This is a genomic window from Sulfitobacter sp. 1A13421 (assembly GCF_043557285.1).
Lineage (GTDB): Bacteria > Pseudomonadota > Alphaproteobacteria > Rhodobacterales > Rhodobacteraceae > Sulfitobacter > Sulfitobacter faviae.
Genome location: NZ_JBIFFQ010000001.1, coordinates 388,960 through 408,056, shown reverse-complemented (window position 1 = coordinate 408,056; position 19,097 = coordinate 388,960). Strand labels below are relative to the sequence as shown.

Here is a 19,097-nt window from a genome sequence, read left to right as displayed (position 1 = left end):
CGAGCCTGCGGACCGCACATCATGGTTGAGCCATAAAGTGGCACGCAGCGCCGTTAGATCGCCGACCCGCGGACAGGCGCTGGCCCTCGCATCTCGACTGCGGTCCTCAACCCTCAATCATCAGGCCGCTTCAACTCGAACACATCCCGCACCACCGTGTAATCGCGGTACCCCAAACGCGACAGCGGCTGGAACCGCGTCACGTCGAACCGCCCGTCGACCACGCAATCGTCGCGCATATGCACGCCCACGACCTCACCGAAAACCGCGAAATTCGCCTCGCCCGGCAGTTGCACGATCTGGGTCAGCTTGCACTCGAGGCTCGCGGGCGCATTCGCCACCCGCGCGCAGGAGATCTGTTCGCATTCGGCCTTGTCGATCCCGGCGCGGGCGAATTCATCCTCGCCATGAGGCAGCATGGCGGAACTCACGTTCATCACGTCGCGCGCCGCATATTCCACCACGTTCACGCAAAACACCCCGGTCTCGCGGATGTTGGCGACGGAGTCCTTTGTGCCGTCCACGTCTTCCTTGGCGCTGGTCGAGGCGAACATCACCTGCGGCGGCACATAGGCGACGGCATTGAAAAAGGAATAGGGCGCGAGGTTGTCTCGACCCGCGTCATCACGGGTAGAGATCCAGCCGATTGGGCGGGGGCTGATGATGGCGTTGAACGGGTTATGCGGCAGACCATGGCCGTCTTCGGGACGATAGAACATGTACACTCCTTGAAGGTTTGCACCCATGGCTAGCCTCATGCTACGTCCAGCGCCACCCGCAATTGCTCCTGAAAGCCTCCGGCCTTGCATCAGACGCCCTACAAGATGACCCCGGAGGTGCCCGCCGACCATTGGGAGGTCGAAGCGCTCTATGACACCTGTTTCGCGCCGGGGCGCGAGGCGTTGTCGTCTTACCGTCTGCGCGATGGCGTGCCGCCGGTGGCGGGGCTGAACCATGTGGCGCGCGATAGCGGTGGGATTCTGGCCGGGGCGATCCGCTATTGGCCCGTGCGCATCGGCGCGGCGAAGGCGCTTTTGCTGGGGCCGGTGGCGGTGCACCCCACAAGGCAGGGCGAAGGGCTGGGCGCGGGGCTGATCGAGACCTCGCTTGCGCAGGCGGCCCCGCTGGGCTGGGAACGGGTGATGCTGGTGGGCGATGCGCCCTATTACAACCGCTTCGGCTTTGCCCTGTTGCAAGGGGTCGAGATGCCGCCGCCCACGAACCCCGCGCGCATCTTGGGCCGCGCCTTGACCGAGGGGGCTTGGGCCGGGGTGACGGGCAAGGTTCGCCGCTGGCACGATTGATTTTACCCCGCCCGCGACCCACATTGAGCCTAAGCTCAAAGAGGGACGCCCATGCAGATCGAAAGCAACCTGCCCAGCACCATTGATGTCGATGCCCGGCTAGATGAGATCGCCCGCCGTTACAAACAGGCGGGTGGCGTGGGCATCCATGTGCTCAACCTTATCGGCGGCAGTGCGGATGGGTTGATCGACCGTTTGCCGGGGGCGGTGCGCCGCAACCTCGAAGGGGCGACGATGAAGGCACTTGGCCATGCCATGCAGGCCGCCCATTCCAGCCGCAGCTATGTGAAAGACCAACAGGGCTGGCTGAACCAAGCCGTCTCGACCGCGATGGGCGCCGCAGGCGGGGCCGGGGGGCTGCCGACCGCCTTGGCGGAACTGCCGGTGACCACCACGCTGCTGTTGCGGGTCATCCAAGGGGTGGCGGCGGAACATGGGTTCGATCCATCGGCGGAGAATGTGCAATTCGACTGCGTGCATGTCTTTACCGCCGCCGGGCCGCTGGCGGATGACGATAGCGCCGATCTGGGGTTTCTTACCGTGCGCATGGCGCTCACGGGCCGCGCGATGAATGCGGTGATTGCGCGCGTGGCGCCACGGCTGGCATTGGTGATGGGCCAAAAACTTGCCGCGCAGGCGGTGCCGGTCTTGGGGGCCGTGGCTGGGGCGGCGACGAACTATGCCTATACCAGCTATTACCAAGACATGGCCCATGTGCATTTCGGCCTGCGCCGACTGGCGATAGAGGCCGATATCCCTCAAGACGAACTGGTCACCCGCCTACGAAAGAAAATGGGCAGGACGCCGCCCAAACTGTGATCAGCGCCCGATGCTGCCCGGGGCCACGGTGGTGGCCTTGAGGATGGCATAGCAGCCCATGCCCGCGCGCAAATCAAGGTCGCGGACCGCCCGGGCCGTCACCCGCGCCAAAAGGCGGTCTCCGCCAGCGTCGAGCGCGATGGCCGCACCGGGCCCGTCGCCCGGCTGCACGGCCTCGACCCGGACGGGCAGGATGTTGACCGAAGACAGCCCCTCGGGCCGCGCGCGCGACAGGATCACATCCTGCGCCAAGACCCGCAGCCGCACCCGCGCGCCCACCGGGGCTTGCACGCCGGGAAGCTCCAACTGCCCCGCCCGCACGGCGAGGGTCGAGAGCCCATCTTCGGCATGGGCGATGACGTCGGCCTCCAGCACCGCGCCGGCTTCGCGCACGCCCAGCAGCGGCACGGCGGCAGGGTCGGCCATCACGTCAAACAGGGCGCCTTGGGCCTTCAACCGTCCGCTTTGCAGCAGCACCAAGCGATCGGCGAGGCGGGCGATCTCGTCCACCGCATGGCTGACGTAGAGGATCGGCAGGCCCAACCCCCCGTCGCGCAGCCGTTCGAGATAGGGCAGGATCTCTTGCTTGCGCGGCCCATCGAGGCTGGCCAGCGGTTCGTCCATCAACAGCATACGCGGATGGCACAGCAGCGCCCGGCCAAGGGCGACGCGCTGTTTTTCTCCGCCCGAAAGCGTTGCCGGCGCTCGGTCGAGCAGGGGCGATAGCCCCAGCAGCGCCACGACATCCGCAAAACCCGCGCCTTGGCTGCCGCGGGGCGCATAGCGCGCGCCGAAGGTCAGGTTGCCGCGCACGTCCAAATGGGGAAAAAGCCGCGCGTCTTGAAAGACATAGCCCAGCCTGCGGCGATGTGGCGGCACCCAGATGCCGCGCTGTGTATCCAAAAGCACCTCACCGTCCAGCACCACGCGCCCGACATCGGGGCGCAGCAATCCGGCGAGTGCATTGATCACCGTCGTCTTGCCCGCGCCGGAGCGGCCAAAGAGCGCGGTAATCCCGCCTTGGGTGGTGAAAGACAGGTCCAGATCGAAGCCGTCGAACCCATGCCGCAGCGTGACCTCAAGCATCAGCGCGCCCCCGAAATGCGTTTCGCGACCCGCCGTGCCAAGGCTTCGGAGAGCAGCACGGCGGCCAGCGCTACCAACCCGGTCAGCGCGGCCATGGCCAGCGCACGGTTTTCACCGCCCGGCACCTGCAAGGCCGTCCAGATCGCGCTTGGCAGGGTCTGGGTCTGGCCGGGGATATTGGCGACAAAGGTGATCGTGGCGCCGAATTCGCCCATCGCCTTGGCAAAGCCCATCACCGCCCCGGCGAGGATGCCAGGAAAGATCAGCGGCAGGGTGACGCGGCAAAATACGCTCAGGCGCGGCGCGCCGAGGGTGGCGGCGGCCTCCTCGATCCGCGGGTCTACCGCTTCGATCGCCAATCGCATGGCGCGGACCATCAGCGGGAACCCCATGATAAGCGCCGCCAGCACCGCGCCCGTCCAGTGAAAGGCAAGACCGATGCCCAGGCTCTCCAACAGGCGGCCCAAAGGGGCATTGCGGCCAAAGCCGAGCAGCAGCAGATAGCCCGTCACCACGGGCGGCAGCACCAGCGGTAGATGGACCAGCGCGCTCAGCACGCCTTTGCCGCGAAACTCTTTCCGGGCGAGAATCCACGCGACCCAGAGCGCCAGCGGCAGCGAACAAAGCATCGCCACGCTCGCCACCCGCAGCGACAGCAAGAGCGCGGCCCAAGCGGCGGCGTCAAGATCCATGATCGGCCCGAAGGAACCCGTGGTCAACAAGGATCGCCTGAGCCGCGTCGGTGGTCAGAAAATCGACCAGTGCCTTGCCCTTGGCCGTCAGCGCCGCGGCAGGATAGGTAATCGGGGCATGGGCCTCGGCAGGGACCTCGTAGATGGTCTGCACCTCCGGCTCGGCCTGCGCATCGCTGGCATAGACCACGCCAAGTGGCGCATCGCCCCGCGCGACCAGCGCCAGTGCGGCGCGGACATTGTCGGTCTCGGCCAATTGGGTTTGCAGCTGCTGCCAAAGCCCTGCATGGGTGAGCCATGCAAGGGCATAGCTGCCTGCGGGAACGGCATCGCGTTGCCCCATGGCGAGCCGCCCCTCGGGGCCAAGCCGGGCGGGCAGCTCGGCGGGATCGGCAAGTGGGGCGCTGTCGGCGGGGGCAATCAGCACGAGCTGGTTGCGGGCGATGATCTGCGCATTCCCGGCCCCCTCAACGCCTTTGTCCGCGAGCCATGTCATCCAGTCGCTATTGGCAAGCAAGACCACATCGGCGGGCGCCCCGGAGGCGACCTGCCGCGCCATCGTGCCCGACCCGCCGTAAGACAGCACCACCGGCGCGGGGAAATCCGCCGTGACCTCCTCCAACGCGCCACGCAGGCTGGCGGCGGCAAAGACCGTCACGGGTGCTTCGGCCCGAAGGGGCAGGGCAAGGCTGCAAAGCACTGTCAGAAGAGCGGAAAATCTTATCATTTTGGTAGTATCTTTGATGCGATGAAAGGGGGCAAGGGGATATGGCCAGACGGGGATCGCCGCGCTAGGGTCAAGGGGAAACAACCTGCCAAGGGGCGCAGCTGCAACGGATGGTGAAACAGGCTCCGATATCCTTGAACGGCGGACAGAAGGATGAGCTGCGCATTCAATTCGCGGCGCTTTGCTGGCGTCGTAAACGGGGCAAGTTGCAGATCCTGCTGATCACTTCGCGCGGGAGCAAACGTTGGATCATTCCCAAGGGCTGGCCGATGGAGGGTAAGACCCCCGCCGCCTCGGCCTTGGTCGAGGCTTGGGAGGAAGGCGGCGTCGTGGGGCAGGCGCGGGGGCAATGTCTGGGCGTCTACAGCTATGCCAAAACCGGCGCGGATGGGACCTTGCCCTGTCTGGCGATGCTCTACCCGGTAAAGGTCAAGGCGCTGGCCAAACACTTCCCCGAGAAGGGACAGCGCAAGCGGATGTGGTGTTCGCGCCGCAAGGCCGCCCGGCTGGTGGAGGCCCCCGATCTGGCGCGGCTGATCCGTGATTTCGATCCGCGCAGCGGTGGTTTGGCGGGCTGACCGCGCCGCGTTGCGATCCGCGCCGCGCCCGCGCTTGTCTTGACCTCTTTCGCGCCGCAGCCCATTTAAAGCAGAGAGTTTGAGGACCGGGCGAATGATCCGTTATGCACTGAAATGCGAGGCCGGGCATGGTTTCGAAAGTTGGTTCCAATCCGCGGCAGCCTTTGACAGCCTTGCCCGTGCAGGCCATCTGAGCTGTGCGGTCTGCGGATCGACGGAGGTGAGTAAATCGCTGATGGCCCCGCGGGTCACCTCGGGCGGCAGCGCCCCGGCTGTACCGGACGCAGCAGAAAAACCGCAACCTGCCGAGACACCCGCCCCGGCCCTGTCCAATCCGGCAAGTGATGTGGAAAAGGCCCTGACCGCCCTGCGCAAAAAGGTCGAATCCACCTCCGATTACGTCGGCAAGAATTTCGTGCGCGAGGCGCGGGACATGCACGCAGGGCGCAGCCCCGAGCGCCCGATCTATGGCGAAGCGCGGCTGGATCAAGCGCGGGAATTGGTGGCAGAGGGTGTGCCCCTGATGCCGCTTCCGTTCAAACCCAAACGCCAACTTTCCTAAAGGCCCATTTTCATAAAGGATCGCCCATGACCATCGTTATCACAGGCGCCAGCCGCGGCATTGGCGCGGCGCTGGCCCGCCAGTATGAAGACGCGGGCGAAGAGGTGATCGGCACCGCACGCGGCGCAGGCGCGCAGGCCGTGCTGGAGGTGACCGACCCGGCAAGCCACGCGTCCTTCGCCGCAAGCCTGCAAGACCGCCCGCTGGACCTGCTGATCTGCAATGCGGGTGTGTATCTCGACAAGGGCGATGACTTGGATACCGGCTTTGGCCCCGACCTCTGGGCGCAGAGCTTTGCGACCAATGTGACCGGGGTTTTCCTCACCGTGCAATCCCTGCTGCCCAACCTGCGTGCGGCGCAGGGGGCGAAAATCGCGATCATCGCCTCGCAGATGGGGTCGCAAACGCGGGCGCCGGGGGGCAGCTATATCTACCGCGCTTCCAAAGCGGCGGCGATCAATCTGGGGCGCAATCTGGCGGTGGACCTGAAGTCAGAGGGCATCGCGGTGGGCATTTACCACCCCGGCTGGGTGCGCACCGATATGGGCGGCGATCAGGGCGAGATCAGCGTTGAGGATTCGGCGCAGGGGCTCGCTGGGCGGATCGCCGCGCTGGACATCGCCCAGACGGGTTGTTTCGAAACATGGGATGGCCGCGCGCATCCGTTCTAAGCGGCGCTACATAACGTCATGTTAAATAGGCTTGCCCTTGCCGTGCCGTGGGCTTAGACCGCGCTGGACTGTTGCGCGGGGGACAATATGCCTGTTCTGGTTATGAAATTCGGTGGGACTTCGGTTGCCACTTTGGACCGTATCCGCCGCGCGGCAAAGCGCGTCGGCGTCGAGGTGGCCAAGGGCTATGACGTGATCGTCATCGTATCCGCCATGTCGGGTGAGACGAACAAGCTGGTGGGCTTCGTCAATGAGACTTCGCCACTCTATGATGCGCGCGAATATGACGCCATCGTGTCGAGCGGGGAGAATGTCACCGCCGGCCTCATGGCGCTTACTTTGCAGGAAATGGACGTGCCCGCGCGGTCTTGGCAGGGCTGGCAGGTGCCGGTGCGCACCACCGATGCCCATTCCGCCGCGCGGATCGAAGAGATCCCCACCGACAACATCAATGCCAAGTTCGGCGAAGGCATGAAGGTGGCCGTGGTCGCAGGTTTTCAGGGCATCAGCCCGCAGGGCCGGATCACCACGCTGGGCCGGGGCGGGTCTGATACGACCGCCGTCGCCTTTGCCGCCGCCTTTGGCGCGGAGCGTTGCGATATCTATACCGACGTCGATGGTGTCTACACCACCGACCCGCGGGTCGAATCCAAGGCCCGCAAACTTGACAAGATTTCCTTTGAAGAGATGCTGGAACTGGCCTCTCTCGGGGCGAAGGTTTTGCAGACCCGTTCGGTCGAACTGGCGATGCGCTACAAGGTTAAACTGCGGGTGCTGAGCAGTTTCGAAGAACAATCTGACGACGCCGGGACGCTCGTCTGCGATGAGGAGGAAATCATGGAAAGCAATGTGGTGGCCGGGGTCGCGTTTTCCCGTGATGAGGCAAAGATGACCTTGGTGTCCGTGGCGGACCGCCCCGGCATCGCGGCGACGATCTTTACCGCGCTCAGCGAGGGCGGCGTGAACGTTGATATGATCGTTCAGAACATCTCGGAAGAGGGGCGCACCGATATGACGTGGTCCTGCCCCGTCGACCAGGTGATCCGCGCAGAAAAGGCGATGGAAAAGGCCCATGAAGAGGGGATCATCAACTATCAGGAGTTGATCGCCGACAAGGCTGTGGCCAAGGTTTCCGTGGTGGGGATCGGCATGCGCAGCCACACCGGCGTGGCCGCCAAGATGTTTAAGGTGCTCTCGGACGAGGGGATCAACATCAAAGTGATCACCACCTCCGAGATCAAGATCAGCGTGTTGATTGACCGCAAGTATATGGAATTGGCCGTGCAAGCCCTGCACGACGCTTTCGGGCTTGATAAAGCGGCCTAAACACTTCCGATGACACGGGTTTTACGCAAGGTGACCCCTTGCGTAAATCTGCAGCATCCCGCCGATATGCTGGTCGAGGATGTAGGGTATGGCGCGAATAGCATTTCTATCCTTGCGCGAGTGCGCTAAACCCTGCTCCAGAGGGACAGGGACCGGAGCATATGGCCGAACGGGTTGAGACAGAAAGCCGCAAGCTGCTGGGGCGGCTGCGTGATGCGATGGCCAGCGATGTGGCGGGCCAAGCGCGGCTGGACAAGATCACCCAGTTGATCGCCAATTCCATGGGCTGCGAAGTCTGCTCGATCTATCTGTTCCGCGACGAAGACACGCTTGAGCTTTGTGCCACCGAAGGTCTGAACGAAGCGGCGGTGCATGAAACGCGCATGAAACTGGGCGAAGGTCTGGTCGGTCGGGTCGCCAAGAGGCGCACGGTCATCAACACGCCCGATGCGCCCCAAGCCGCCGGTTTCCGCTTCATGCCCGAGACGGGGGAGGAGATTTATTCCTCCTTCCTTGGGGTGCCGGTGCAACGTCTGGGTGAGACGCTGGGCGTGCTGGTGGTGCAGTCCAAGGTCGCGCGGGAGTTCTCCGCCGATGAGGTCTATGCGCTTGAGGTCGTCGCGATGGTGCTGGCCGAAATGGCCGAGCTTGGCGCCTTTGTCGGCGAGGGGGCTGCGATGTCGGCCCGGCATAGCCAGCCGGTGCTGCTGCGCGGTACCGTAGGGCAGGAGGGCGTGGCCGAGGGGCACGTCTGGCTGCATGAGCCGCGGGTGGTGGTCTCAAACCCCATTGCCGATGACCCTGAACGCGAGACGGAGCGGCTGACCGAAGCGGTTGAGCAATTGCGGCTCAGCGTTGACCAATTGTTAAGCCTTACCGCCGACAAAGAGCAGCAGAAGGTGCTCGAAGCCTACCGCATGTTCGCCAATTCCAAAGGCTGGATGCGGCGCATGGTGGAGGATATTCAAAGCGGGCTGAGTGCTGAGGCCGCGGTCGAGAAAGAGCAATCTATGGCCCGCGCCCGTCTGGGGCAGGTCAATGATGCCTACCTGCGCGAGCGGTTGTCGGATCTGGATGATCTGTCGAACCGCTTGCTGCGCAATCTGACGGGGCAGGGCAGCGATACCGGGGCCGAGATGCCGGTCGATCCGATCCTTGTGGCGCGCAACATCGGCCCGGCGGAACTGCTGGATTACGGGCGGTCGTTGCGCGGCATTGTGTTAGAGGGCGGCTCGGTCGGCTCGCATGCCGCTGTCGTCGCGCGGGCACTGGCGATTCCGCTGATCGTCCATGCCAGCCGCGTGACCAATGATGCGCTGAACGGCGATCACATCATGGTCGACGGTGAGCAGGGCGTGGTGCATCTTCGCCCGGACGATACCGTGGCCACGGCCTTTCGTGACAAGATCGCGATGCAGGCGGCGGCGCAGGAACGCTATGCCTCGATCCGCGACAAACCGGCTGAGACGAAATGCGGGCGGATCATCAGCCTACAGATGAACGCCGGGCTGATGGCCGATCTGCCCTCGCTCGAAGGGTCTGGCGCCGAAGGGGTCGGGCTCTTCCGCACCGAATTGCAGTTTCTGGTGCGCAACCAGATGCCCCGCCGGACCGAGCTTGCCGCGCTTTATGCCCGCGTGCTCGATGCCGCCCATGGCCGCCGCGTGGTCTTTCGCACGCTCGACATCGGGTCGGACAAGGTGCTGCCCTATATGAAGCCCCATGATGAGCCGAACCCGGCTTTGGGCTGGCGCGCGATCCGGGTGGGGCTGGACAAGCCCGGTGTCATGAGGATGCAGTTGCAGGCCCTGATCCGCGCCGCCGCGGGCCGCCCGCTGGCGGTAATGTTTCCCTTTATCGCCCAGTTCGAAGAATTCCGCGCCGCGCGCGCCGAGGTCGACAAGGCGATGGAGCGTGAGCGTATTCTAGGCCATGTCCTGCCCGAAAAGCTAGAGGTTGGCGCTATGCTAGAGACGCCCAGTCTCGCCTTCGCGCCGAAGAAATTCTTTGAAGAGGTCGAGTTCCTGTCGATCGGGGGCAATGACCTAAAGCAGTTCTTTTTCGCCGCCGACCGTGAGAATGAGCGGGTGCGGCGGCGTTATGACACGCTAAACGTCTCTTTCCTGACCTTCCTTGAGGGCATCGTAGAACGTTGCGCCGAAACAGATACTGCGCTGTCTTTCTGCGGGGAGGATGCGGGCCGCCCGGTCGAGGCGCTGTGTTTCGCGGCCATCGGGCTCAAGACCCTGTCGATGCGCCCGGCGTCGATCGGGCCGGTCAAAAGCCTGCTGCGGCGCTGCAATCTCGATGACGTGCGCGCGGTCATCCATGCCGCACGAGAGCAGGGCGAGATGTCGGTCAGGGGCGCGGTGATGGACTACGTCCGCCAGCAACACCAGCACTAAGCGCTGCGGCTATCTGCCGTGATAATCCCGAAACCAAGCGACGAAACGCGCGATGCCTTCGTGAATGTCGGTCTGTGGGCGGTAGCCGGTGAGCCTATGTAGCAGGGTCGCATCGGCCCATGTGGCGGGGGCATCACCCATCTGCATCCCCATGTAATTGCGGACCGCCCGCTTGCCGAGAGCGGCTTCGATCGCCTCGACGAAATCCAGCAGGCGCACCTTTTCGGAATTGCCGATATTCACCACACGGTAGGGGGCCGCGGGGGAGAGCGAATCCCAGTCCGGCGGCGGTGGCGCCGTGCCCGGTTGCGGCGGAACGCAATCCATCAGCAGCCGAATGGCGCGCACCAGATCGTCGACACAGGTGAAATCGCGGTACATCTCGCCGTGGTTGTAGATGTCGATCGGACGGCCATCGAGGATCGCGTCGACGAATTTGCTCAGCGCAAGGTCGGGCCGACCCCAAGGCCCGTAGACGGTGAAAAACCGAAACATCGTCGTCGGCAGATTCCACAGATGGGCATAGGCATGGGCCATCCCCTCATTCGCCTTTTTCGTGGCGGCGTAGATCGACAGGGGCCGGTCGGTGGCCCCGGCCTCGGCGAAAGGCATATCGGTATTGGCGCCGTAGATTGACGAGGAGGAGGCCATGAGCAGGTGTTTCACCTCCAACCGCCGAGCAGCCTCCATCACGTTGAAGGTGCCAGTGATATTCGCCTCCAGAAAGGCGCGGGGGTGGTCGATGCTGTGACGCACACCCGCTTGTGCGGCAAGGTGCACGATCATGTCGGGGGCAAAGTCATCGACCAGCGCGTCAAAGGTCTCGCGGTCTTCCAGCAGGGCTTCTTTGGTGGTGAAATGCTCATGCTGCAGCAGCATCGCGTGGCGGCGTTGTTTCAGGGCGACATCGTAGTAATCGGTCATCCCATCATAGCCCTGCACCCGCGCGCCTTCGGCCAGCAACAGCCGGGCAAGGTGAAAGCCGATGAAACCGCCCGTGCCGGTGACAAGTATCCTTTGCGTGCTGTCCATTCTGGCATCCTCGCTTTGCGCGGCTTGAGTTGCCTTTCCCATCGTCCTGGTGAAGGTTGGGCCGTGAATGCTAAAAATTTGGTTAAATTTGGGCCGGAAACTGCAAAGCACTGTCAGGCGGGCCAAAATCGAGTCGCGGCACGACGAAACGCTTCGCGGGCAGGGCGCGCGAAGGACCATCACAGGGAAAGCGGCTCATGCCCAAGAACGTTCTTTTCATCATGTGTGACCAGCTTCGCTGGGATTACCTTTCCTGCACCGGCCATCCGCATCTGCACACGCCGCATATCGATGCGTTGGCCGCGCGCGGGGTGCTTTTTGACCGCGCCTATGTGCAGTCTCCGATCTGCGGCCCCTCGCGCATGTCGTTCTACACGGGCCGCTATGTCAGTTCGCATGGGTCGACTTGGAATGGCATCCCCCTGAAGGTGGGGGAGATGACACTGGGCGACCATCTGCGCCCCTTGGGCGTGCGCACAGCGCTTTGCGGCAAGACCCATATGGCCGCCGATATCGAAGGGCTGCGCCGCCTTGGCCTGTCGCCCGACAGCGAGATTGGCGTGCTGATCTCGGAATGCGGGTTCGAGCCCTATGAGCGGGACGACGGGTTGCACCCCGACGGCGGACCCTACGCCCGCAACCCCGCCTATGACGCGCATATGAAGGACCGCGGGTGGCAGGATGAGAACCCTTGGCATTCCGTCGCCAACAGCGCCGAGGACGCAGAGGGCAATATCCTGAGCGGCTGGTTTTTGGACCATGCCGACAAACCGGCCCGCGCGGCGGATGAGGAGAGCGAGACGCCCTATATCACGGGCCGCGCCATGGATTTCATCCGCGATGCCGGCGATCAGCCGTGGTGTCTGCACCTGAGCTATATCAAACCGCATTGGCCCTATATCGTCCCCGCACCCTACCATGATCTCTATGGGCCCGAGAGCCATCTGGACCCGGTGCGCAGCGCGGCGGAGAAGCGCGACCCGCATCCCGTCTATGGCGCATTCATGCAGGAGCGCGTCTCGCAAGCCTTTTCCGATGACGCGACCCGAGGCCGGGTTCTGACTGCCTATATGGGGCTGATCAAACAGCTTGACGACCAGATCGGTCGGCTGATGGCGTTCCTGACCGAAGAGGGGGTCGCGGATGATACGATGATCGTCTTCACCTCGGATCACGGCGATTACCTTGGCGACCACTGGATGGGCGAGAAAGAGCTCTTTCACGACCCCTCCGCGCGCATCCCGATGATCGTCGTTGATCCCCGCCCCGAGGCCGATGCGACCCGCGGCGCAAAATCCTCGGCACTGGTCGAGGCGATCGACGTGGTGCCCACCATCCTTGATTATTTCGGCGGCACCGCCGTGCCGCATATCATCGAAGGCCGATCCCTCTTGCCGCTGTTACATGGCAAGGCCGAGCGGTTGCGCGATTTCGTGGTCTCGGAATACGACTACGCGCAGCGCGACGTGCGCAAACGCTTGGGGGTCGAGGTGAAGGACGCCAAGCTGACGATGCTCTTCGACGGGCGGTGGAAATACGTTTTTGCCGAAGGGTTCGGCCCGATGCTGTTCGACCTTGAGAGCGACCCCGACGAGTTGGACGATCTGGGGGGCGACCCCGCTCATGCGCCTGAGCGCGCCCGGCTGAAGCAACTGTTGTTCCGCTGGACGCGCCGCACCGCTCAGCGCACCACCATCTCCGACGCCAAGATCGGAGCGAGCGATGCCACGATGGGCGAGGCGACGGCGGGTATTCTGATCGGCTACCGGAATGAGGATGAGTTGCGCGAGGTTTTGGCGGCGGCGGGGAAAAGTGGTGGGGGTTGAGGATTGGTCCTTCGGACTGACCTCCGCGCAGGGCGGGATTTCATCGCAACGTGAGCTTTTCGGGGTGTTCAAAGATCTATTGTAACGCGTCTACGGTGCGTTTGCGCGCGGGCGCCTCGTTGGCCGCGCGGACCTGCGCGACCCGAAGCGCCCCCCGTCCTCAAGGCCGCAGCACGCTTGATGCATGCAAATGGATGGGGGGTATGAAATCGTGAAAGCACTGAGCCGTATTTCCACGAAATCCACCCCCATCGAAGTTCTGCGCAACGACATCCTGCAAATCTGCGGCGCTTTCGAGGTGGAGCCAGCGCGCCGGGAGGGGCTGTCGCACGGTCGGGCGCGCAAGCGGGAGATGGGGGGATTCGACGCGGCGCTGGTCTCGCTCGATGCGCAGGAAGCGATCCGTACGCAGGCCTGCATTCGGCGCGATCCGGGCGAATATTTCTTTATGCTGGTGCAGGATGTCGGCGAATGCGTGGTGCAACAAAGCGGCGCATCCGCTTTGTTGCGGCCCGGCGACATGTTCATCGTGGACGCGACCCGTCCCTCGAAATTCGTATATGAGGGGCAGTTGGCGCATCAGATTTCCGTGCACCTCCCCAGAGACGAGATGATCGGGAGGTTCGGCGGCGTTTGTGATGGCGGGGTCGCGATTGACCGCAATGATCCGCTGTGGCTTGCGCTGCGCGCCGGGCTCTACAAGATGATGCATGCTCCGCCCGACGCGGGCACGCAGTTAAGCGAAGCCTTTTATGGTCTGATGGGTGCCTATTTCCACGAGCGGCGCAGCCAGACCTTGGATGCCTGTGGGCAGATCATCGAACGAGCCCTACAACTCATGACCCGCCACTACCGCGACCCTCAGTTCGGGCCGAGCGCTTTGGCGCTGCATTTGGGCGTATCAGCTTTCCAGCGACACAAGCTGCAGTAAAGGAGTATCGAGGGGGTTCAGGTAGCTATATATAGAACGAGCTTCGCCGCCGGTTCTCGCGAACCGCGGCTCTCAGGAATGCCGCAAACGAAAACTGTTTTGTCACTAGGTCGCTAAAGTTATCATAAACGTGTCTATCGATGTCAGCCCACTTTTCATTAACATCAATATAGTGGACCCCTGCCACAAACGGAGTTGCAAGTTTTTCTGATACGACTGGTTTCCGAGAAAGATAGGCAGTTAGCAGCCTTGGCACTTCGGTATACACCCCTTCCGAATAGTGTAAGTTTAGCACACCTTTCGATTTGGCTAGCTCGTCCGCAAGCCGGTCGCCGTACGTGCCGTCCTGCACGATCGCAATCTTCCCATCGCCAAGTTTGTTTAGGAACTGACGCCGCCTTTCGTTCAGATTACCGAAGAAGATATGCTTCCCTCTTGACCCGCTGGATATACTTCTCTTCTCCGTGGGAAAGACGAAGGGTCCAAAATGTAATTTTTTTAATTCGCTTTGAGATAACCCTAAATCTTCATACCATTTCTTATTGTTTTCGCTTAGATCTAATAAAGTATCTACAAATCTAAGGTTTTGCAAAAGGGTATCGGTAGCATTTTTAGATGTCGGAGAACCCCATAACGGCCTTTGATTCGCATCAAAAAACTGTTCCGTCTGAATGGCTACAACAAAATTTGATTTGCGCGCTAGAACGCGAATAAGTGAATGACTGAATGAATGGTGGCACCCCACTATAACGATGGTGTTTGGTAGGTTCTGTAAATCGCTATCCGATAAGCCCTCCAAGATATCCAAGCCCAATTGATGAAGGACCTTATTCCGAGATAGCATGCGGATCGGGCCTTTTCTGCAATAGAAAGGTAGTCTCAATAGCCCCATAAAACTTTGCCTTTGTCGTTTCTATCTCGTAAGGGGTGAATAGCTTGCTCGTTATGCCAGAAGAGGTGGGAAAGGATAGGGCCTGTCTTGCCATCTCTAGTTCGACAGCCCAAGTTAGCCTCAATAATGTCTATGTGCCTTTTGAGGCAGTTTGCACGCGCACACCGAACTAGTGAGTGAGTTTTGGCTCCCCCGGCGAGGGGAAGGCCTATTCGTTTCGATTGTTCATGTCCACCGTCAGAATGACTTCGTCAAGGCTTCATATAAGATGCCTGACCACTTCTATCACCGCTTGTTGAGCTTCAGTAATTGATATCTTCTGTATTCGCGTGATTATATCTATAAGCACGACGAAAGTTTGTCATCGCCCCCTTTTTCCTGGGCTTACCTCGGTTCCTCAAGGGTTTATGGGGCAATCCCCAAATTTCTAATGGAAATTTATACGCAACTAGCGTGCGCAAAAAAGGCTAAGTGCTAGAAGAGAAATGGAGGCGAGTACCGGAATCGAACCGGTGTACACGGATTTGCAATCCGCTGCGTAACCACTCCGCCAACTCGCCGACCGGTGGTTGGCGCACTGCTAACGGATCACGAAGGAGGCCGCAAGTCCCATATGCGCGCGAAAATGCGGTCAGGGCGTTGCCGCTGGCCCGGCAATGTGGCACATCACTCTTCAGACACCCTGAACGAATGAGTTTAGCTGATGAGTGATTTCGCCGCCCGCCGCGTAACCATGGTAGATACGCAGGTTCGTCCTTCGGATGTGACCAAGTTTCCAATCATCGACGCGATGCTGACCGTGCAGCGCGAAGACTTCGTGCCGGCGGCACAGCGCGAGGCTGCCTATCTGGGTGAAAACCTCGATCTGGGGCAGGACCGGGTGCTGCTCGACCCGCGGACATTGGCCAAGATGCTCGATCACCTCGACATCACCAATGAGGAACTCGTGCTCGATATCGGCTGCGCCATGGGCTATTCCAGTGCCGTGATCGCGCATATGGCTGAGGCCGTCGTCGCCGTTGAGGAAGACGAAGCCATGGCCGCCGAGGCGCAAGAGGCGCTGGCGCAGGCGGGCGCGGACAATGTGATCGTCCATGTCGCCCCGCTGACCGAAGGCGCGCCGCAGCATGGGCCCTATGATGTAGTCATCGTCCAGGGTGCGGTAGGTGAGCTGCCCGAAGCGCTGGTGGAACAGGTGAAAGAGGGCGGGCGGATCGCTTGTCTCTTTATGGATCGGGGTCTGGGCGAGGTGCGCGTGGGCTATAAACGCGGCGGTCAGGTGTCTTGGCGGCCCGAATTCAACGCCGGTGCGCCGGTGCTGCGTGGCTTTGAACGTCAGGCAGAATTCCAGCTGTAAGCGACAGGATGGCGCGCCGATCATACCGCGCGCCACTTCGCCTTCAGGGGAGGGGCACCCGCCCCGATCGGCCTACGGGCCGGTCCAAAGGTCTAAAAAAGCCATTCAGGGGCATTGAGCCATGAGCGCGAACAGTTTTACGAAATCCCTCAAACGTTTTGCCATCGCCGTGCCGGTGAGCCTTGTCCTCGCCAGTGGCGCTGCCCTGCCGCGTGTGGCTGCCGCCGAGACATTGGCCGATGCGCTGGTGGGGGCCTATGAGCATTCCGGTCTGCTGGAGCAGAACCGCGCGCTTTTGCGTGCCGCCGATGAGGATGTGGCCGCGGCGAAATCGGCGCTGAAACCCGTGCTGCGGTGGGCCGCCGCGCTGACGCAGAGCTTTGGCACCACGCGCAGTTCCTCTCTTCTGCCGGCGCAGTCGACGGAAAGCCTAAAAGCGTCGATTAGCCTGATTGGCGAGCTTTTGCTCTATGATTTCGGGGCAAGCGCCTATCGGGTGGAGGCGGCAAAAGAGACCGTGCTGGCCACCCGTCAGGCCTTGGTCAACCTAGAACAACAAGTCCTGCTGCGCGCGGTTGCGGCCTATATGGGCGTGATCGAAGCCTCGGAAACGGTCGAGCTGCGCAACAATAACCTGCGGCTGCTGACGCAGGAATTGCGCGCCGCGCGGGATCGTTTCGACGTGGGCGAAGTTACCCGTACCGATGTGGCCTTGGCCGAAGCGCAGCTTGCCAATGCCCGCAGCGGGCTGGCGGGCGCCGAAGGCGTGCTGCTGCGCGCGGTCGAGGAATATCGCAATGCCGTGGGCCATGCCCCGGGCAACCTTAGCCAACCGCCGAGCCTGCCGAATGTCGGCGGCAACCTCGCCTCGGCCAAGGCTTTGGCTGTGCGCACTCACCCGTCGATCATCGCCGCACAGCATCAGGTGGCGGCAGCCGATCTCAGCGTCGAAGCCAATGAGGCCGCCATGGCCCCGCGGATTACGCTGAACGGGCAATATGGTCTGAACGAGACTTTCGACAGCGAAGCCTATACCCGCAGCGGCAGCGTTGGGGTCGAGGTCGGTCAGACCATCTATCAGGGCGGGGCGCTGTCCTCGGCCGTGCGCAGCGCGATGGCGCAGCGAGACGCGCAGCGCGCGAATTTGCATGTGGTGCGCCAAGATGTCGAGCAGGAAGTGGGCAACGCCTATGCCGCGCTGGCCTCGGCGCGGGCGCAGTTGGAAGCCTCCGACCGGCAGATTAGGGCTGCGCGTATCGCCTTCCGCGGCGTCCGCGAGGAAGCCACCCTCGGCGCGCGCACCACCTTGGACGTGCTGGATGCAGAGCAATCGCTGCTGGATGCGGAATCGACCCGCGTGTCGGCCCGCGCCAACCTCTATGTGGCGGCCTATTCCGTGCTGGCGGCCACGGGCCGTCTGACCGCGCAGGACCTGAAGCTGCCGGTGCAGATCTATGACGCGGGGGCCTATTACAACCTTGTTAAGGACGCCCCTGCTAAACACTCGAAAGAGGGCCAAGCGCTGGATCGGGTGCTGCGCGCGCTGCAAAAAGACTGACGGTTTGCACGGTCGTTTGGCATTTTGCGCCGCCCCATTGTGAGAATCCTTCCACGCGGTTAAGCTATCCGCGAGGCAAGAGTGGTAGAGAAATATGTCCGAACCCGTCACAAACGCGGAGGTGGAAGACGTCCTGTCGTCGATTCGCCGATTGGTGTCCGAAGACAAGCGTCCCCTGCAAACGTCCAACCCTACGCCGGTTTCCAAGCCGGAGGCTGGCGATTCTGCAAATGACACCGGGGCCGCGTTCAAAAGCATGCGGGGCGCATTGGACGAGCCGACATCGGATAGCGTGACCTCTGAGGATTTCACCTCGCATCTGTCGCTGCGCACAGCCTCGGGCGGCACGCCGCGTCCCGCTTCTGACGAGGGCGTCGGTGAAGCATCCAAAGCCGCGCCGCAGCCGCTGAGCTTGACCCAAGCCATGCAGACCGAAGCGGAAGACAGTGTCGATGAGGCAGAGCGTCCATTCGTCTCGGCCCGTCACCCCGCGACCCCGCCTGCCGACAAGGCTCCCGCGGCGTCGAGCGACCGGTTGGTGCTGACCCCCGCACTCAGAGTCGCCACGTCGGATGGCGAGGATCGCCCAAAGGCCGCTGCCGTTGATCCGGCCAAGGTCTCGCCCTTGGACTATGACATGCTGCATGACGATCCGAGCGATCTGCATGCCGAGGACTATCGCACCCCCGCCGCGGAGACCGCGGATGAGGCCCGGGCCCGCGCCGTCTCCGACGCCGTGGCCAAGGCGACCGGGGCCAGCCGTAGCGACAAGCTGGCGGCGCTTGAGACGGCCATCGGCAAGATCTCTGACGATTGGGATCCGGACGCGCCCGGCGATAATGACTATTCCGGCACCGAACCTCCGGCGATGGAGTGGAAAGACGATGCGGAGCTTGACGCGCCTGAGGCCCCGATTGCCGATACGGCGACGGTAGAGGCTGAGACGCCAGCGCCAAACCGCCCGCAGCCCACGACACCGCAGCACGAAGAGCAGGTGCGCCGTTTCGCCGACAGCGGCCCGCGTGTGGCCGATCCCGCCGCCACCGCGCCGGAATTCGACTATGCCGCCCCCGCGCAGGAGGCGGGCAGCGCGGGTGAGGATCAGTTCCTCGACGAGGAAGCACTGCGCGACATGGTGACTGAGATCGTCCGCGCCGAGCTTCAGGGTGCCTTGGGCGAGCGGATCACCCGCAATGTGCGCAAATTGGTCCGCCGCGAAATTCACCGCGCGCTGACGGCGCAAGACCTCGAATAAGCGAAGCGGCGGCACCCGCCGCCATGCACGCCCCGCCAAGGTGACGCTGCGCGAGCCGCTTCGCGCGGTCTTGCGC

Annotated in this window: 18 protein-coding genes and 1 tRNA gene; 12 read left to right on the top strand and 7 right to left on the bottom strand. The window is 62.7% G+C overall.

Going from position 1 to position 19,097, the window contains the following annotated elements; genetic code table 11:
* Positions 1-113 precede the first annotated feature (113 nt).
* Positions 114-719: a flavin reductase family protein gene (locus ACGYLI_RS02010; RefSeq protein ID WP_394416699.1), complete on the bottom strand. Its 606-nt coding sequence runs from the start codon at positions 717-719 to the stop codon at positions 114-116.
* Positions 720-824: 105 nt separating this feature from the next.
* On the opposite strand from ACGYLI_RS02010, the gene ACGYLI_RS02005 reads away from it, so the two are divergent.
* Both ACGYLI_RS02005 and ACGYLI_RS02000 read left to right on the top strand, forming a co-directional pair.
* Positions 825-1,304: a GNAT family N-acetyltransferase gene (locus ACGYLI_RS02005; RefSeq protein WP_209219127.1), complete on the top strand. Its 480-nt coding sequence runs from the start codon at positions 825-827 to the stop codon at positions 1,302-1,304.
* Positions 1,305-1,355: 51 nt separating this feature from the next.
* Positions 1,356-2,123: an EcsC family protein gene (locus ACGYLI_RS02000; RefSeq protein ID WP_394416697.1), complete on the top strand. Its 768-nt coding sequence runs from the start codon at positions 1,356-1,358 to the stop codon at positions 2,121-2,123.
* Here the strand turns inward: ACGYLI_RS02000 and modC are convergent, their stop codons facing one another.
* Genes modC through modA form a run of 3 tightly spaced genes read right to left on the bottom strand, consistent with a single transcriptional unit; the run spans position 2,124 to position 4,628 of the window.
* Positions 2,124-3,209: a molybdenum ABC transporter ATP-binding protein gene (modC, locus tag ACGYLI_RS01995; protein ID WP_394416695.1), complete on the bottom strand. Its 1,086-nt coding sequence runs from the start codon at positions 3,207-3,209 to the stop codon at positions 2,124-2,126.
* Positions 3,209-3,901, bottom strand: coding sequence for a molybdate ABC transporter permease subunit (gene modB / locus ACGYLI_RS01990; protein ID WP_394417127.1), 693 nt, complete (start codon positions 3,899-3,901; stop codon positions 3,209-3,211). The genes modC and modB overlap by 1 nt, the downstream gene beginning before the upstream one ends.
* Positions 3,891-4,628, bottom strand: coding sequence for a molybdate ABC transporter substrate-binding protein (gene modA / locus ACGYLI_RS01985; protein WP_394416693.1), 738 nt, complete (start codon positions 4,626-4,628; stop codon positions 3,891-3,893). The genes modB and modA overlap by 11 nt, the downstream gene beginning before the upstream one ends.
* Positions 4,629-4,738: 110 nt before the next feature.
* Here modA and ACGYLI_RS01980 point away from each other — a divergent pair, with 110 nt between their 5' ends.
* The 5 genes from ACGYLI_RS01980 to ptsP all read left to right on the top strand — a co-directional run bounded on the left by ACGYLI_RS01980 (position 4,739) and on the right by ptsP (position 10,170).
* Positions 4,739-5,206, top strand: a complete 468-nt coding sequence (locus ACGYLI_RS01980) for an NUDIX hydrolase (protein WP_067267814.1) — start codon at positions 4,739-4,741, stop codon at positions 5,204-5,206.
* Between the two features lie 94 nt (positions 5,207-5,300).
* Entirely contained in the window at positions 5,301-5,768 is a 468-nt protein-coding gene (locus ACGYLI_RS01975; RefSeq protein ID WP_394416691.1) for a DUF1178 family protein, read from the top strand.
* 26 nt (positions 5,769-5,794) lie between these two features.
* Entirely contained in the window at positions 5,795-6,439 is a 645-nt protein-coding gene (locus tag ACGYLI_RS01970) for an SDR family NAD(P)-dependent oxidoreductase (RefSeq protein ID WP_394416689.1), read from the top strand.
* A gap of 87 nt (positions 6,440-6,526) precedes the next feature.
* Positions 6,527-7,765, top strand: a complete 1,239-nt coding sequence (locus ACGYLI_RS01965; RefSeq protein WP_394416687.1) for an aspartate kinase — start codon at positions 6,527-6,529, stop codon at positions 7,763-7,765.
* A 161-nt stretch (positions 7,766-7,926) separates the two neighbouring features.
* A complete protein-coding gene (gene ptsP / locus ACGYLI_RS01960) occupies positions 7,927-10,170 on the top strand; it encodes a phosphoenolpyruvate--protein phosphotransferase (protein ID WP_067263814.1) in 2,244 nt (747 codons plus the stop codon).
* Between the two features lie 9 nt (positions 10,171-10,179).
* Here the strand turns inward: ptsP and ACGYLI_RS01955 are convergent, their stop codons facing one another.
* The gene (locus ACGYLI_RS01955; protein WP_394416685.1) at positions 10,180-11,202 is read right to left on the bottom strand and encodes an NAD-dependent epimerase/dehydratase family protein; all 1,023 of its coding nucleotides are present in this window, start codon (positions 11,200-11,202) and stop codon (positions 10,180-10,182) included.
* Between the two features lie 197 nt (positions 11,203-11,399).
* On the opposite strand from ACGYLI_RS01955, the gene ACGYLI_RS01950 reads away from it, so the two are divergent.
* A complete protein-coding gene (locus ACGYLI_RS01950; protein WP_394416683.1) occupies positions 11,400-13,028 on the top strand; it encodes an alkaline phosphatase family protein in 1,629 nt (542 codons plus the stop codon).
* Positions 13,029-13,239: 211 nt separating this feature from the next.
* Entirely contained in the window at positions 13,240-13,959 is a 720-nt protein-coding gene (locus ACGYLI_RS01945) for a hypothetical protein (RefSeq protein ID WP_394416681.1), read from the top strand.
* Between the two features lie 25 nt (positions 13,960-13,984).
* Here the strand turns inward: ACGYLI_RS01945 and ACGYLI_RS01940 are convergent, their stop codons facing one another.
* Both ACGYLI_RS01940 and ACGYLI_RS01935 read right to left on the bottom strand, forming a co-directional pair.
* Complete coding sequence (locus tag ACGYLI_RS01940; protein ID WP_394416679.1) at positions 13,985-14,767, bottom strand: hypothetical protein; 783 nt, start codon at positions 14,765-14,767, stop codon at positions 13,985-13,987.
* 570 nt (positions 14,768-15,337) lie between these two features.
* Positions 15,338-15,411: transfer RNA gene (locus tag ACGYLI_RS01935), tRNA-Cys, on the bottom strand.
* A 143-nt stretch (positions 15,412-15,554) separates the two neighbouring features.
* Between ACGYLI_RS01935 and ACGYLI_RS01930 the strand changes: the two genes are divergently transcribed.
* The 3 genes from ACGYLI_RS01930 (at position 15,555) to ACGYLI_RS01920 (ending at position 19,021) form a co-directional block, all read left to right on the top strand.
* Positions 15,555-16,208 carry a methyltransferase domain-containing protein gene (locus ACGYLI_RS01930; RefSeq protein WP_322328189.1) on the top strand — a complete coding sequence of 218 codons (654 nt, stop codon included), beginning with the start codon at positions 15,555-15,557 and terminating at the stop codon, positions 16,206-16,208.
* Positions 16,209-16,329: 121 nt separating this feature from the next.
* A complete protein-coding gene (locus ACGYLI_RS01925) occupies positions 16,330-17,766 on the top strand; it encodes a TolC family outer membrane protein (RefSeq protein WP_394416676.1) in 1,437 nt (478 codons plus the stop codon).
* Positions 17,767-17,860: 94 nt separating this feature from the next.
* Positions 17,861-19,021: a hypothetical protein gene (locus tag ACGYLI_RS01920; RefSeq protein ID WP_394416674.1), complete on the top strand. Its 1,161-nt coding sequence runs from the start codon at positions 17,861-17,863 to the stop codon at positions 19,019-19,021.
* Positions 19,022-19,097: the final 76 nt, after the last annotated feature.